This is a genomic window from Terrabacter sp. R4-6 (genome assembly GCF_057529065.1).
On record NZ_CP197224.1, the window covers coordinates 4,045,460 to 4,059,249 of the forward strand.

At 72.3% G+C, this 13,790-nt stretch carries 12 protein-coding genes; 3 read left to right on the top strand and 9 right to left on the bottom strand.

All coding sequences use genetic code 11. The annotated features are described in order from the left end of the window. Positions 1 to 20: 20 nt before the first annotated feature. The 3 genes from ACSSS0_RS18790 (at position 21) to ACSSS0_RS18800 (ending at position 2,785) form a co-directional block, all read left to right on the top strand. A complete protein-coding gene (locus tag ACSSS0_RS18790) occupies positions 21 to 674 on the top strand; it encodes a hypothetical protein (protein ID WP_487229187.1) in 654 nt (217 codons plus the stop codon). Between the two features lie 148 nt (positions 675 to 822). After that, the gene (clpX, locus tag ACSSS0_RS18795; protein WP_020144518.1) at positions 823 to 2,100 is read left to right on the top strand and encodes an ATP-dependent Clp protease ATP-binding subunit ClpX; all 1,278 of its coding nucleotides are present in this window, start codon (positions 823 to 825) and stop codon (positions 2,098 to 2,100) included. Positions 2,101 to 2,146: 46 nt separating this feature from the next. Then, the gene (locus tag ACSSS0_RS18800; protein WP_487229188.1) at positions 2,147 to 2,785 is read left to right on the top strand and encodes a hypothetical protein; all 639 of its coding nucleotides are present in this window, start codon (positions 2,147 to 2,149) and stop codon (positions 2,783 to 2,785) included. A 56-nt stretch (positions 2,786 to 2,841) separates the two neighbouring features. On the opposite strand, the gene ACSSS0_RS18805 is transcribed toward ACSSS0_RS18800, so the two are convergent. The 9 genes from ACSSS0_RS18805 to ACSSS0_RS18845 all read right to left on the bottom strand — a co-directional run bounded on the left by ACSSS0_RS18805 (position 2,842) and on the right by ACSSS0_RS18845 (position 13,761). Beyond that, positions 2,842 to 4,389: a DHA2 family efflux MFS transporter permease subunit gene (locus tag ACSSS0_RS18805; RefSeq protein ID WP_487229189.1), complete on the bottom strand. Its 1,548-nt coding sequence runs from the start codon at positions 4,387 to 4,389 to the stop codon at positions 2,842 to 2,844. 58 nt (positions 4,390 to 4,447) lie between these two features. Next, complete coding sequence (locus ACSSS0_RS18810; RefSeq protein ID WP_435986473.1) at positions 4,448 to 5,086, bottom strand: TetR/AcrR family transcriptional regulator; 639 nt, start codon at positions 5,084 to 5,086, stop codon at positions 4,448 to 4,450. A gap of 160 nt (positions 5,087 to 5,246) precedes the next feature. Continuing rightward, the gene (locus tag ACSSS0_RS18815) at positions 5,247 to 5,852 is read right to left on the bottom strand and encodes a hypothetical protein (protein WP_487229190.1); all 606 of its coding nucleotides are present in this window, start codon (positions 5,850 to 5,852) and stop codon (positions 5,247 to 5,249) included. 2 nt (positions 5,853 to 5,854) lie between these two features. Further along, a complete protein-coding gene (locus tag ACSSS0_RS18820) occupies positions 5,855 to 7,168 on the bottom strand; it encodes a DUF58 domain-containing protein (protein WP_487229191.1) in 1,314 nt (437 codons plus the stop codon). A gap of 6 nt (positions 7,169 to 7,174) precedes the next feature. Continuing rightward, on the bottom strand, positions 7,175 to 8,251 hold the full coding sequence (locus tag ACSSS0_RS18825; RefSeq protein ID WP_487229192.1) for an AAA family ATPase: 1,077 nt from the start codon (positions 8,249 to 8,251) through the stop codon (positions 7,175 to 7,177). Between the two features lie 3 nt (positions 8,252 to 8,254). Beyond that, entirely contained in the window at positions 8,255 to 8,890 is a 636-nt protein-coding gene (locus tag ACSSS0_RS18830) for a hypothetical protein (RefSeq protein WP_487229193.1), read from the bottom strand. Then, complete coding sequence (locus ACSSS0_RS18835) at positions 8,887 to 9,621, bottom strand: DUF4129 domain-containing protein (RefSeq protein WP_487229194.1); 735 nt, start codon at positions 9,619 to 9,621, stop codon at positions 8,887 to 8,889. Before ACSSS0_RS18835 ends, ACSSS0_RS18830 begins: the two co-directional genes overlap by 4 nt. Before the next feature lie 103 nt (positions 9,622 to 9,724). After that, entirely contained in the window at positions 9,725 to 12,391 is a 2,667-nt protein-coding gene (valS, locus tag ACSSS0_RS18840; protein WP_487229195.1) for a valine--tRNA ligase, read from the bottom strand. Positions 12,392 to 12,489: 98 nt separating this feature from the next. Continuing rightward, positions 12,490 to 13,761, bottom strand: coding sequence for a DUF2207 domain-containing protein (locus ACSSS0_RS18845; RefSeq protein ID WP_487229196.1), 1,272 nt, complete (start codon positions 13,759 to 13,761; stop codon positions 12,490 to 12,492). Positions 13,762 to 13,790: the final 29 nt, after the last annotated feature.

Below are 13,790 nucleotides of genomic sequence, written 5' to 3' on the forward strand. Positions count from 1 at the left end.
CGTTGCGTACGCTTCAGCGCATGAGGACGTATGCCGTGCGCCTGGTCGCGGTGCTCGGTCTGCTCGCCGTCGCGCTGGGTGCCGCACCGTCGGCCGCGGACGCGTCGTGCGCGGGCCGCGAGCCGGCACAGGTGGTCGCCGACGCGGACGTCGTCCTCACCGGCCGCGTCACCGCCGTGGACGACCCGGGAGGCGACTACAACCCCCGGCCGGTCGCGTGGACCGTCGCCGTCAGCGCGGTGCACCAGGGCGACGCCGCACAGACCACGCACGTCTGGGCGACGCCCGAGAGCCCCGACCTCGTGAGCATCGGCGGCAGCTACGTCTTCGCCCTCGTCGTGTCCGGCAGCGCGCTCACGGCCAGTGGCTGCCAGGACGTCGTGGCCGCCGGCACCGACGAGGCCGCCGCCCTGACGGACGCTGCGGGGCCCGCACACGCGCCGGCGGTAGGCGGCACGGCCCTACCGGGTTCAGCCGACCTCGACCTGGGCGACGGGGAAGGGATGTCGCTGACGACGATGCTCGTCATCGGGCTCGTGGGCCTGCTCGTCGTGACGTTCGGGGGTCTCGCGCTGGCGGTCGGGCTCGGGCTCCTGACGCGACGTCGGCGTGGACGGACCGGCGGCAGCGACGATGGGACACAGCCCGATTCGGCTGGAACGCCGTTCAAGTGACAGCCTCGTCGTTTGTCCGCCATCAGCGGACAAACGGCGTTGCGCGAGCGGGGGTGGCCCCCTCCGTCGTCTAATAGGAGTCGGCCCCTACGTTGGGGCCGGCCGGGTGCACCCCAGCGTTCGGCGCCGACGAACCAGGAGCGAATCGGTGGCACGCATCGGAGAAGGCGGAGACCTCCTCAAGTGCTCTTTCTGCGGGAAGAGCCAGAAGCAGGTCAAGAAGCTCATCGCCGGTCCCGGTGTGTACATCTGCGACGAGTGCATCGACCTCTGCAACGAGATCATCGAGGAGGAGCTCGCCGAGAGCAGCGAGCTGGGCCTCGACCACCTGCCGAAGCCGCGCGAGATCTTCGACTTCCTCGAGAACTACGTCATCGGCCAGGACGTCGCCAAGAAGTCGCTCGCCGTCGCCGTCTACAACCACTACAAGCGCATCCAGGCCGGTGAGGGCGTCAAGCGCGACGACGACCACATCGACATCGCGAAGTCCAACATCCTGCTCATCGGCCCCACGGGCTCGGGCAAGACCTACCTCGCGCAGACGCTCGCCAAGATGCTCAACGTGCCGTTCGCCATCGCCGACGCGACGGCCCTGACCGAGGCCGGCTACGTCGGCGAGGACGTCGAGAACATCCTCCTCAAGCTCATCCAGGCCGCCGACTACGACGTCAAGAAGGCCGAGACGGGCATCATCTACATCGACGAGGTCGACAAGATCGCCCGCAAGAGCGAGAACCCGTCGATCACCCGCGACGTCTCCGGTGAGGGCGTCCAGCAGGCGCTGCTCAAGATCCTCGAGGGCACGACCGCCTCGGTGCCCCCGCAGGGCGGGCGCAAGCACCCGCACCAGGAGTTCATCCAGATCGACACGACCAACGTGCTCTTCATCGTCGGCGGCGCCTTCGCCGGCCTCGAGAAGATCATCGAGTCGCGCTCGGGTCGCAAGGGCCTCGGTTTCGGCCAGCCGCTGCACAACCCCAAGGACCTCGGCGACTCCTTCCAGGACGTCATGCCCGAGGACCTGCTGAAGTTCGGTCTCATCCCCGAGTTCATCGGCCGCTTGCCCGTCCTGACGACGCTCGCGCCGCTCGACCAGCAGGCCCTCGTCAACATCCTCACGGTGCCGCGCAACGCGCTCGTCAAGCAGTACCAGAAGATGTTCGAGATCGACGGCGTCGACCTCGAGTTCACCGACGACGCCATCGCGTCGGTCGCCGACCAGGCGCTGCTGCGCGGCACGGGTGCCCGCGGCCTGCGCGCCATCATGGAGGAGGTCCTCCTCCCCGTGATGTTCGACGTGCCGAGCGACGACGAGATCGCCAAGGTCGTCGTGACCCGCGAGGTCGTCCTCGACAACGTCAACCCGACGATCGTGCGCCGCGAGGCCGAGCCGCGGGCCAAGCGTCCGCGCAAGGAGTCCGCCTGACCCTCGAGGTCGCCCGCGCCGCGTCCGCGTGAACGGAGACTGACCCGTGACCGCTCCCTTCCGGCTCGTCGCCGGTGACCATGCGCCCGTGCAGCAGACGAGCACGACGTGCGGGTCGGCGTCGTTGACCGTGGCCCGCATGCTCGCCAACCCCGCGTTCGCGCAGTGGATCCGGGACGGCATACGCAAGGACGCACGTGACGGCGACGTCCCCGACGGTGGCAGCGAGGCCCAGCGCTTCGCCGCCTACGAGCAGGTTGTCGCGTCGCGCACCAACGCCCTGGTCGGCGCGGGGCGCCGCCTCCAGCTGCCGTGGCCGCGCGCGCTCGGCACGCCCCCGTGGGGCGCGCTGAACGAGCTCGAGTACGGCGCCGCCGACCCCGCGGCCGACTACGACCTCGCGTGGTTCCGCCAGCGTGGTCGGGTCGGTCTCCAGCACACGTATGCCGCCCTCCGTGCCCGGGTGCGCCCGGGCCGTCCCGCGCTGCTCTACGTCGGCAACGCGTGGGCGCCGCGGCACGTCGTGCTCGTCCTGCCGCCGACGGGGGAGCAGGAGCTCGACGTCTACGAGCCCTCGGTCGGGCGCGTCGTCGACCTGCCGGAGCACGCGTTCGTCGAGCGTCGCCTCGCCATCGCCGGCTGGGACGTCCCGTGGGCCGCCGTCTGGGCCGATCCCCACCCCTGACACGGCGAGAGGCCACCGTTCGCGACGAACGGTGGCCTCTCGGCGGGTGGTGCGGGTCAGCCCATGTGGGCCGGGGCCGCCCCGTCGGTCGCGAGCTCCTCGTGTCGCACGTGCAGCGCGACGAGGGTGACGACGCCGGCGACGGCGATCATGATCGCCGCGACGAGGTAGGCGCGGCTGGCGCCGTAGGTGAACGCCTCGTCGGCGATCATCTTCTGGGCAGCTGCCAGCTGCTCCTTGGAGGGAGCCGGGCCACCCTGCGGCAGCTTCGCGGTCAGCTCGGCGACCTTGTCGCCCATGTTGTTGACGAAGATCGTGCTCAGCGTCGCGAGGCCGAGCGTGCCGCCGACCTGCTGCATCGTGTTGAGCACCGCCGAGGCCACCGAGGAGTCCTCGTGCGCGACGCCGTGGACAGCCGTCAGGGTGAGCGGCACGAAGATCAGGCCCAGGCCGAAGGCGAGGACGACGATCCACGGCAGCAGGTCTGCGGCGTACGTGCTCTGCGGCGTCAGGTGGGTGAAGCCCCACATGCCGAGGGCCGCGAAGCCCGCGCCCGCGCCGGAGATCCAGCGCGGGTCGACCTTGGCGATGAGGAACGACGCGACCTGCGCGGCCACGACGATGCCGACCGAGAAGGGCAGGAACGCGAGGCCCGTCTTGAGCGGCGAGTAGCCGAGGATCGTCTGGATGTAGATGCCGAGGAAGTAGAACATCGCGAACATGCCGGCGCCGACGACGAGCATGACGAAGTAGGACGTGCCGCGGGTGCGGTCGCCGGGGATGCGCATCGGCAGGAGCGGGTGCTTGACCCGCGTCTCGATGACGACGAACGCGACGAGCAGGGCGACGCCGATGGCGAGGTAGGTCACGGTCGTCGGGTCGCTCCACGAGGTGCTCGCGGCGTGGGTCAGGCCGTAGACGAGCGAGGAGAGGCCCGCGATCGAGGTGATGGCGCCGGGGATGTCGAGCGTGCCGCCGCCGTCCTCGGACTCCGTGAGGATCCGCTGGGCCAGGAACGCGACGACGATGCCGATCGGCAGGTTGATGAAGAAGTTCCAGCGCCAGTCGATCTCGGTCAGCGCACCGCCGAGGATGAGGCCGATGGCGGCGCCGGCACCGGACATGGCGGCGAAGACGCCCATGGCGCGGTTGCGCTCCCTGCCGGCCGGGAAGGTCGTCGTGATGAGCGCGAGCGCGTTCGGGGCGGCGAGCGCGCCACCGAGGCCCTGGACGGCGCGGGCGCCGAGCATCATCGCCTCGTTCTGGGCCAGACCGGCGACGAGCGAGGCGAGCGTGAACAGCACGATGCCCCAGAAGAACAGCCGACGCCGGCCGTAGAGGTCGCCGAGGCGACCGCCGAGGAGCAGCACGCCACCGAAGGCGAGCGTGTAGATGGTGATGACCCACTGGAGGTTCGCCTGGCTGAAGCCGAGGTCGGCCTCGATGTGGGGGAGCGCGATGTTCACGATGGTGCCGTCGAGCACGATCATGAGCTGGGCCGCGCAGATGACGAAGAGCGCCAGGCCGAGGCGCTTCGGCGGCGTGTCGTGGGAGGTGAACTCGCCCTGGGGCTCGTCCACCTGCTCGACCGTGGTCGAAGACATGGGTGTTCCTCTCGAAGACGTGCAGGTGTGGTGGTGGTGTCGCCCGTCGCGGGCCGGCTCAGCGAGTGCTGGGCGCGGGCGCGAGGGTGGCGGCGCAGGCCGGGAGGACGACGCTGTCCACGAACTCGGCGATGCGGTCCGGCCCGGGTCGACGTCCCGAGAGCAGCGCCTCGTGGATCGACAGGGACGGGAGGATCATCAGCAGGGTGTCGAGGTCGGCGTCGGCGGCGACCTCACCGCGCTCTCGGGCGTGCTCGAAGATGGTGCGGGTGGCCTCGATCTTCGGGGCCAGGAACCGCTCGTGGATGCCGCGTGCCAGCTCTGGCTCGCGGTGGATGACGGGGAGCAGCGCCCCCCACGTGCCGATGACGACCTCGTCGTCGAGGCCCCCGTCGGCGCAGGCCTGGGCGAGCAGGTCGCCGCGCAGGCTCCCGGTGTCGGGGTCCTGCTCGGCGGGGCAGTCGATGAAGAGCCCGACGGCGTCGATGACGAGGTCGCGCTTGTGCGGCCAGCGTCGGTAGAGCGTCGCCTTGGACGCCCGTGCAGCCGTGGCGACGGCGTCGAACGTGAGCCGGTCGTAGCCGGTCTCGCGCAGGACGTCGATCGCGGCCTCGAGGATCTCGACCTCGCGGTCACCGGCGACGCGTGGACGGCTCGCGTGTGCCGCGTCCGTCGTGCTCGCGCTGGTCGTGCTCATGCTCACCCCGGTCCCACCCCGATGAAACGAAACTGTTTCGTTTCATCAAAGAGTAGGTCGGGTCGACGGCGTTGGCAAACCCGTTGTCGAGCCTCGGGCCCGGACGTCCCGTCCGTCCCCGTTCGTCCCCGTCAGTGCCCTCAGCGACGGTCGGCGCGGCTCAGACCCGCTCGACGGGCGGGCTCGTGCGCACGAACCACAGGCCGGCGGCCACGCCGCCGAGCCCGATGACGTATGCCGCCGGGACGAGTCCCGCGGAACGCCCGACGAGCAGCCCCGCGAGGATCGCCACCGGGACGGCCGCCGCGAAGGCGAGGGCCGTGTGCCGCACCCAGCGACGGGCGGTGGAGGCGGTGAAGGAGCCGGCCGGCGGCGACGACGCGGAGAGCGCGGTCGCCGCGTGGCCGACGACGCACCCGGCCGCGGCCGGCAGCGACCACCACGAGAAGCTCCCGGCCGGGGTGAGCGTGAACCAGCCGTAGAGCAGCAGGGTCCAGTAGGCGAGCGGGCCGGCCGAGCCGGCCCAGGTCATCGTGACCAGCGGCAGCAGGACGAGCCCCCACCAGAGGGAGTCGAACCCGCCGACCGCGAGGGAGAGGCTCGCGAGGTAGACGGCGACGCCGCCCATGGCCGCGGCGGTCACACCGAGCTGGCTCAGCGACCACTCGGGGCCGGCGCCGAACCGCACGGTCCGGCGCAGCCGGACGCGGCGGGGGCTCCACGGCGTCCGGGTCGAGCGCAGCGGGTCGTCAGCAGGTCCGGGCACGGTCACCGCCTCGCCATCCGGGGCGCCGACGCTCGCCGTGCGATGTCGCGCAGCACCTGGTCGAGCGAGCCGGCGCCACGCCACGGCACGACCGGGACGCCGCGCAGCCGCAGGTTGTGCACCTCGGCGTCGCGCGACAGCAGCCGGATCCGCCAGGCCAGCGCCTGGTAGACGTTCGAGGGGTCGGCGACGAGGTGGTCGGGGAAGGTGTCGACGACGACGACGGTCATGCCGCGCGCGGCCAGCGTGTGGGCCAGGGTCACCATGGTCGGGTCGATGAGCGGGGACAGCACGAGGCACAGGGCATGCGGGTCGACGCCGCGGATCGCGTGCTCACCCGTGTCGCGGCGCTCGGTGGCCGGCGAGATCGCCGCGAGCGTGTCGAGCACGCGGCGCAGGTGGTTTGTGCCCGAGCCGACGCCGAGCGTCGGCACCTCGGCCGCACCGACGGTGCGCAGCGTGAGCCGGTCGTTGCTCCGGAGGAAGTGCTCGCTGATCGCGCCCGCGGCACGCACCGTGACGTCGAGGCTCGTCGGGCGTCCGTCGATGCCCTCGCGCGGGCCGACGTCGCTGAAGCAGTCGACGAGCAGGAACACGTGGGCGTCCTCGTCGGTGAACGTCGAGGTGACGTGCAGGGCCCCGGTGCGCATCGAGACGGGCCAGTGGATCCGCCGCAGACGGTCACCCGGGTGGAACCGGCGGATCGTGTTGAACTCCGAGCCGGAGCCGGGCCGGTTCGACCGGTTCAGCCCGACGATGCCGCGCGGGTGCGGTGTCGGGGCGCTCGCGTCGAAGGACGCAGGCACGGGGAGGGTGGCGGAGTCGAGGTCGGGCAGGTCGACGGGACCGGCGCGGAAGGCTCCCCACGTGCTGACGAGCGCGACGCTGACGGTGCCGACCCGGCGGCGCCCCCAGCGCGTCGACCTCAGCCCGAGGGTCGCGCGGCCGTCCTCGAGCTCGGCGATCCCGCTCGACGGCTTGCGCTCGACCCACGGGGCCCGGGCCAGGGTGACGATGCCGTGGACGTCGGGCAGGGACGGCTCGGTGGTGACGTGGACCCCGGTCACCGACCCCTCGCGCAGCGTCGTGTCGCCGAGGCGGGCCGTGCCGGTCACCTCGGTGCGCGGCCGCACGAGGTGACCCCACAGGGCGGCGACGACGAGCGGCGCGACGATGACGAGCAGGTCGGCGCGCCGGCCGACGACGGCGACGATCGCGCCCCCCGCCGCGAGGAGGATCGCCCGCTGGTGGGCAGCGGTCGGCTCCCACCCGCCGAGCCGGCGCGTGGCGGTCCGGTGCGGACGCCAGGGCTGCACGGGTCCTCAGCCGCCCGCTGCCGAGCCCGTTGGAGGGCCCATCGAAGGGCCCGCTGCCGGGCCCGCTGCCCGGCCCGCTGCCGGGCTCGCGGAAGGGTCGGCGGCCGGCCCCGGTGCCAGGTGCTCGCGGGCCGACGGGGTGGCCACGGTGCGCAGCAGGCTCTCGACGATGCTGCGCCCCGACGCGTTGCTCATCCACAGCTCCGGCTTGACCGTGATGCGGTGCGCGAGGACCGGCACGGCGACCGCCTTGACGTCCTCGGGGGTCACGTAGTCGCGGCCGTCGACGACGGCATACGCCCGGGCGCACAGGAGCAGACCGAGGGCGCCACGGGGAGAGGCGCCCATGAGGACGTCGCCGTGGGTGCGGCTGGCCGCCGTCAGCGCGACGCAGTAGCGCCCGACCGACTCGTCGACCGCCGTTGCCTCGATGGCCGCCTGCATCGCGAGCAGCTGCTCGGCGTCGACGATGCGGCCCAGCTCCTGCTCCTCCCGCTGGCGGGCCATGCGGTTCGACAGGATCTCCCACTCCTCGTCGAGGGTCGGGTAGCCGAACGAGATGCGCATGAGGAAGCGGTCGAGCTGTGCCTCCGGCAGCGGGTAGGTGCCCTCGTACTCAACGGGATTCGCGGTCGCGAGGACGTGGAAGGGGCGGGGCAGCTGGAAGGTGCGGCCCTCGACCGTCACCTGCTTCTCCTGCATCGCCTCGAGGAGCGCGGCCTGCGTCTTCGGTGGCGTGCGGTTGATCTCGTCGGCGAGGAGCAGCCCCGCGAAGAGCGGCCCCGCGCGGAACTCGAACTCGCCCGCCCGCTGGTCATAGATGAACGAGCCGGTGATGTCGCCGGGCAGCAGGTCGGGCGTGAACTGGGCGCGCTTGAAGTCGAGCCCCAGGGTCTGGGCGAAGCTGCGCGCGGCCAGCGTCTTGCCGAGGCCGGGGAAGTCCTCCATGAGGACGTGGCCGCCGGCGAGGATGCCGGAGAGGACGAGCCGCAGCGCCTCGCGCTTGCCGACGACCGCCCGGTCGACCTCGTCGAGGACGGCGCTGCTCAGCTCACTGACCCGGGTCAGGTTCATCTCGGTCATGCTCTACCACTGCTCGATTCGTCGGAGGATGGGGTCGAGGCGCTGGGGACGGTACAGGTCGGTCGGGGGGAGCCCGACGAGCAGGTCCCACAGCTCGGGTGGGGTCACGCTCTGGGCCCACTTCGGCTCCTCCTCCGCGACGATGCCGTGGCGGGCGTAGAGCCGTTCGCGGATCAGCACCTGCAGCTGCAGGTGGAGGTCGTGCACGACGCTCTCGCGTCCTTCTCGCCGGGTGTTGGCCGCCTCGAGGCGCCCGGCGAGGTTGGTGACGCGGAAGTCGTTGCCGCGGGAGTGTCCACCGAGGTCGCCGTCGACGAGGGGCCAGACCGTGAGGTGCTGTGGCGCGGTGTGGTCGATGAGGTGCCAGACCAGCAGCGCCCCCGCGAGCAGGATCGCGAGGAGCACCGGCACGTCGGGCGCGAGGCCGAGCCCGGCCGTGAGCGCAGCCAGCACGACCCAGGTGAGCAGCAACCCGACGAGGCGTCGACGCCACGGGCGCAGCACCGCGGCGAGCTCCCGCGTCCGGGAGGGCGCTCGCCGGACCGCGCCGCGGGGCAGCGGCCGTCCTGCCGCCGCCGTTGCGCGCTCGCGCGCCTCGCGCCGGGTCCGAGGAGGTGTACCGTCCGGCTCGCTGCTCACGATCCCTCCTCCCCGACGGCAGCGGACGCGCCCCGCTCGGCCGCGTGGCGCGAGGCCACCTGCTCGAGGTCGGCGATGAGGACCCGGAGGTCGGTGATCGCCCGGTCGCGGTGGCTCTCGCCGAGGTCGTGGACCGAGAAACGCGCCTCGCGGTAGAGGGCCGCGAGGTCGCCGAGGCGGGCGGAGTCGACGGGCCACACGCCGATGACGCGCTCGGTGTACTCCGTCGACGTCTCGGCGGGCAGGCGCGGCAGGCCGGTCGCTGCGGCCGAGGTCTCGAGGCCGAGCCAGGCCGCGACGATGGCGTTGCGGGGCTCGCCGGTCTCGAGGTCCCGCAGCCGGTCCCGGGCCCCCTCGAGCAGCTCGATCGGCACGAGGGGGATCGCGAAGTCCGGCTCCTCGTGCAGCTCGAGGTGCGGTCGTCGGCGCAGCAGCGACCGGACCAGCTGCGCGAGGACGACGAGGACGACGAGGGCGGCCAGGACGAGGACGATCTGGACGAGGGTGACGAGCACGGGGGAGGGGTCGAAGGGCATCGCCGTCGACGTCGACGTGGGCCGCGACGACGTGGCGGACGGCGGCAGCGACGTGAGGGTCGGCAGCGGCGTGAACGTCTGCGTGTCGACCGGGCGGGAGAGCAGCGACACGGGTTGGCCGAGCGCGGCCACGACCAGAGCGGCCATGACGACGGCGCCACCCACGATGGTGACCTGAGCCCCCCGCCTCGACATGCGAGTGACCCTATGCCAGCGCGGTCGCCGACAGTCGCGGAGCCGGCCGATCGTTGCCGTCCCGATAGGTCGGGGTGGCAACGACCGACGGGTCGCTCGGGGGTCAGCCCTGGGCCGGCGCCTTCTCGACGGGGACGAGCTCGGCGTCACGCACCTCGACGACCTCACCCTCGGCATACGCGAGCTCGCTGATGCGGCCGCTGGCCCGCAGGTCGGACTCGGCCGCCTGCACGTGGGCCACCGATGCGGCGGGGGCGACCAGCGTCATGGTGCGCACCTCGGCGCGCATGCCGACCTTGGCCTCGGACTTGACCTTGCGCACGCCGGCGAGGGCGGCGCCGACCGACGCGAGGAGCGCGGGCTCACCACCGGTCGGCAGCTCGTCGCGGGTCGGCCAGGGCTGGCGGTGCACCGAACCCTCACCGAACCACGACCACACCTCGGCCGTCGCGTAGGGGATGAACGGCGCGAGCAGGCGCAGCAGCGTCTCGAGCGCGAGCCGCAGCGCGGCCCGGGCGCTCGCGGCCGCCTCGTCGCCCTGGCCGCCGTAGGCGCGGTCCTTGACGAGCTCGAGGTAGTCGTCGCAGAACGTCCAGAAGAAGGTCTCGGTGGCCTCGAGCGAGCGGGTGTAGTCCCAGCCCTCGAAGCCCTGCGTGGCCTTGTCGACGACGTCGGCGAGGGCCGCGAGCATCGACAGGTCGAGGGGGTGGGTGACGGCTGCCCGCAGGTCGCCGTCGACGTCGCCGAAGCCGAGGGCGAACTTGCTCGCGTTGAGCACCTTGATGGCGAGCCGGCGCCCGACCTTCATCTGGCCGGTGTCGTAGGCGGCGTCGGTGCCGAGGCGCCCGGAGGCCGCCCAGTAGCGCACCGCGTCGGCGCCGTTCGCCTTGACGACGTCCTCGGGCGTCTCGGCGTTGCCCTTGGACTTGCTCATCTTCTTGCGGTCGGGGTCGAGGATCCAGCCGCTGATCGCGGCGTGCTTCCACGGAGCCACGCCGTGCTCGAAGTACGAGCGCGTCACCGTGGCGAAGAGCCAGGTGCGGATGATGTCGTGGCCCTGGGGGCGCAGGTCGTAGGGGAAGATGCTCGCGAAGAGCGCTTCGTCCGACCCGAGCCGGTCGCCGTCGGGGGCGCCCTCGCGGACCGGCCAGCCGGCGGCGATCTGCGGGGTCAGCGACGACGTGGCCCACGTGTCCATGATGTCGGGGTCGGCGACGAAGCCACCCGCCTGGCCGCGCTGTGACTCCTCGTAGCCCTCCGGCACGTCGATCTGGGGGTCGACGGGCAGCGCCGAGGCCGGCGGCGTCAGCGGGTGGTCGTGGTCGACCTCGCCGGCGGCGTCGACGGGATACCACACGGGGAACGGCACGCCGAAGAAGCGCTGGCGCGAGATGAGCCAGTCGCCGTTGAGGCCCTCGACCCAGTTCTTGTAGCGCGAGCGCATGAAGGCGGGGTGGAAGTCGACCTCGTCGCCCATGCCGACGAGCTTGGAGCGCAGGGCCTCCTCGCGGCCGCCGTTGCGGATGTACCACTGGCGCGAGGTGACGATCTCGAGCGGCTTGTCGCCCTTCTCGTAGAAGTTCGCCTTGCGCTGGGTCTTCTGCGGCTCGCCGTCGAGGTCGCCGGACTCGCGGAGCGCGGCCACGACGGCCTCGCGAGCGCTGAACGTCGTCTTCGTCGCGAGCGACTCGGCGTAGAACGCCTCGCCGGGACCACCGGCGAGCCACTCGGGCGTCTCGGCCTGGAGGCGGCCGTTGCGGGTGATGAGCGACCGGATCGGCAGCTGCAGCTCGCGCCACCACATGACGTCGGTGAGGTCGCCGAAGGTGCAGCACATGGCGATGCCGGCACCCTTGTCCATCTCGGCGGCGCGGTGGGCCAGGACCGGCACCTCGACGCCGAAGAGCGGCGAGGTGACCGTCGTGCCGAAGAGCGGCTGGTAGCGCTCGTCGTCGGGGTGGGCGATGAGGGCCACGACCGACGGGATGAGCTCGGGTCGCGTCGTCTCGATGAAGACCGGCTCCCCGCCGTCCCGGTGGAAGGCGACCCGGTGGTACGCGCCGGGGTAGTCGCGCGCCTCGAGCTCGGCCTGCGCGACGGCCGTCTGGAACGTCACGTCCCAGAGGCCCGGGGCCTCGCTCTGGTAGGCCTCGCCGCGCTCGAGGTTGTGCAGGAAGGCCTGCTGCGCCACGGCGCGCGAGCGCTCGTCGATGGTGCGATAGGAGATGTCCCAGTCGAGGCTGAAGCCGAGGCGACGGAAGAGGGACTCGAACGTCACCTCGTCCTTGACGGTGAGGACGTCGCACAGCTCGATGAAGTTCTTGCGGCTGATGGGGCGCTGGTCGGCGGCCTTGATGGCCTTGCCGTTGCTGTCGACCCCCTCCTCGAAGGGCGGCGTGAAGCCCTCCTCGTAGGGGAGGCTCGCGTCGCCGCGCACGCCGTAGTAGTTCTGCACCCGGCGCTCGGTGGGCAGGCCGTTGTCGTCCCAGCCGATGGGGTAGAAGACCTCGAGGCCGCGCATGCGCTTGTAGCGGGCCATGCAGTCGGTGTGGGTGTAGCTGAAGACGTGGCCGACGTGCAGGCTGCCGCTCGCCGTGGGCGGCGGGGTGTCGATGGCGAACACCTGGTCGCGGGGCAGCGACAGGGCCTTCTCGCGGTCGAAGGAGTAGGTGCCCTCGTCGGCCCATACCTGCATCCACTTCTCCTCGAGCCCGTCGAGCGTGGGCCGCTCGGGGATCCGCGAGGTCGTGGGTGCAGGTGTGTCAGTCATGCGCCCAATCCTTCCATGCGCGCGGGGGTGCCCTCGACCGCCTTTCCTCAGCGGGCGAGCAGCGGGCGTATGCCGTCCGGCGCGGCCCGCGCGCCGGCTCAGACGTCGCAGCCGGGCAGGTCGCACCCGTCGCAGCCGTCACCGCAGCCGGGGAGGCCGTCGAAGGAGAAGAGCGAGTCGGCGGCGTCGGTGAACCCGTCGACACCGTCGAGGAGGTCGCCGGGGTCGGTGAGCCAGGTCGAGGCGTCGCCGATGTCGCCGAGCGCGTCACCGAGCGAGAGGTCCGCGCCGTCCGGGCCGGAGCCGCCGAAGTCGTACCAGTCGAGCCCGTCGACGTAGTCGGTCCAGTGGCTCTCCTGCGCGAGGGCGCGGAGCAGGTCGGCGAAGTGGGCGGTCAGCCCGAAGGCGACGGCATACGGCAGGTAGGTGCTGAGCAGCGCCCGCTTCTCCTCGAAGCGCAGCTGGTCGGCCTCGGCCGTCGCGAGGTACTCGCGGAAGCCGAGCGCCTGGATGCGCAGTGCCGTGCCCTCGGCGGTGCGCGGGGTCCGTGCACCGCCCCAGCGGGCCAGCACGACGAGCGCCGCGACCAGCCCCACGAGCACCGGGGTCAGCGACCAGTCGTGGGCGTCCACGAGCCCGGCTCCGACGACGACGGCCGCGACGACCGTGAGCGGGACGAGGACGGCGAGTCCGGCGGCGCGCGTCCGGCCGTTGCGGGCGCGCGGGTGCCGGGCGTACCAGCCGCGGTCGACGACCTCCCGGTAGAGCCCGATCTGGGCCTCGCGCATCGTCAGGCCGAACGAGCCCCTGAGCGCCGAGAGCCGCACCCGGTCCCGTGCGTCGAAGATCCGGTCGAGGAGCAGCTGCTCGAAGGCGGTCGGCGTCTCGTCCGGCGCCGGCTCGCTGCGGCGCAGCGCCCAGTCGCGAGGACGCTCGCCCTCCTGCTCGCGGACGTCGACGATGCGGAACCAACCGCGGACCGCGAGGTCGAGCAGCGTGGCGCTGACGTCGTGGGCATCGGCCACGCCGTCGACGACCGTGCCGACGGCGCCGGGCCGGACGTCGCGCGGGGGAGCGAAGGCGGGGGCCACCACGCCGGACCACTCGCCGCCCCGGACACGGCGCCGGGAGGCCCGCGCGGGATCGGCGGGCAGCAGACCGGGAGTCACGTCGTCGAACATCTCGTCTCGTCCGCGCCACCACTTCACGAGCACGACGACACCGGCGACGGCGAGGGGGACGAGCCCGAGGAGTGCGGCGCCCACCACGGTGTCACGGTCCACGAGAGCCGGCGCCGCGGCATACCCGAGGGCCCTCAGGCCCCTGTCCGGCGTGGCGTGCGTCACTGCGGCGCTCGCGATCACGGTCATCCCCTGTTCGTCGGCAGGGCCGATCGACC

What these genes read in the sequence shown, in the direction of transcription:
- valS (WP_487229195.1), bottom strand. Translation starts at nt 12,391, where the DNA reads ATGACTGACACACCTGCACCCACGACCTCGCGGATCCCCGAGCGGCCC.
- ACSSS0_RS18825 (WP_487229192.1), bottom strand. Translation starts at nt 8,251, where the DNA reads ATGACCGAGATGAACCTGACCCGGGTCAGTGAGCTGAGCAGCGCCGTC.
- ACSSS0_RS18835 (WP_487229194.1), bottom strand. Translation starts at nt 9,621, where the DNA reads ATGTCGAGGCGGGGGGCTCAGGTCACCATCGTGGGTGGCGCCGTCGTC.
- ACSSS0_RS18845 (WP_487229196.1), bottom strand. Translation starts at nt 13,761, where the DNA reads ATGACCGTGATCGCGAGCGCCGCAGTGACGCACGCCACGCCGGACAGG.
- ACSSS0_RS18790 (WP_487229187.1), top strand. Translation starts at nt 21, where the DNA reads ATGAGGACGTATGCCGTGCGCCTGGTCGCGGTGCTCGGTCTGCTCGCC.
- ACSSS0_RS18810 (WP_435986473.1), bottom strand. Translation starts at nt 5,086, where the DNA reads ATGAGCACGACCAGCGCGAGCACGACGGACGCGGCACACGCGAGCCGT.
- ACSSS0_RS18805 (WP_487229189.1), bottom strand. Translation starts at nt 4,389, where the DNA reads ATGTCTTCGACCACGGTCGAGCAGGTGGACGAGCCCCAGGGCGAGTTC.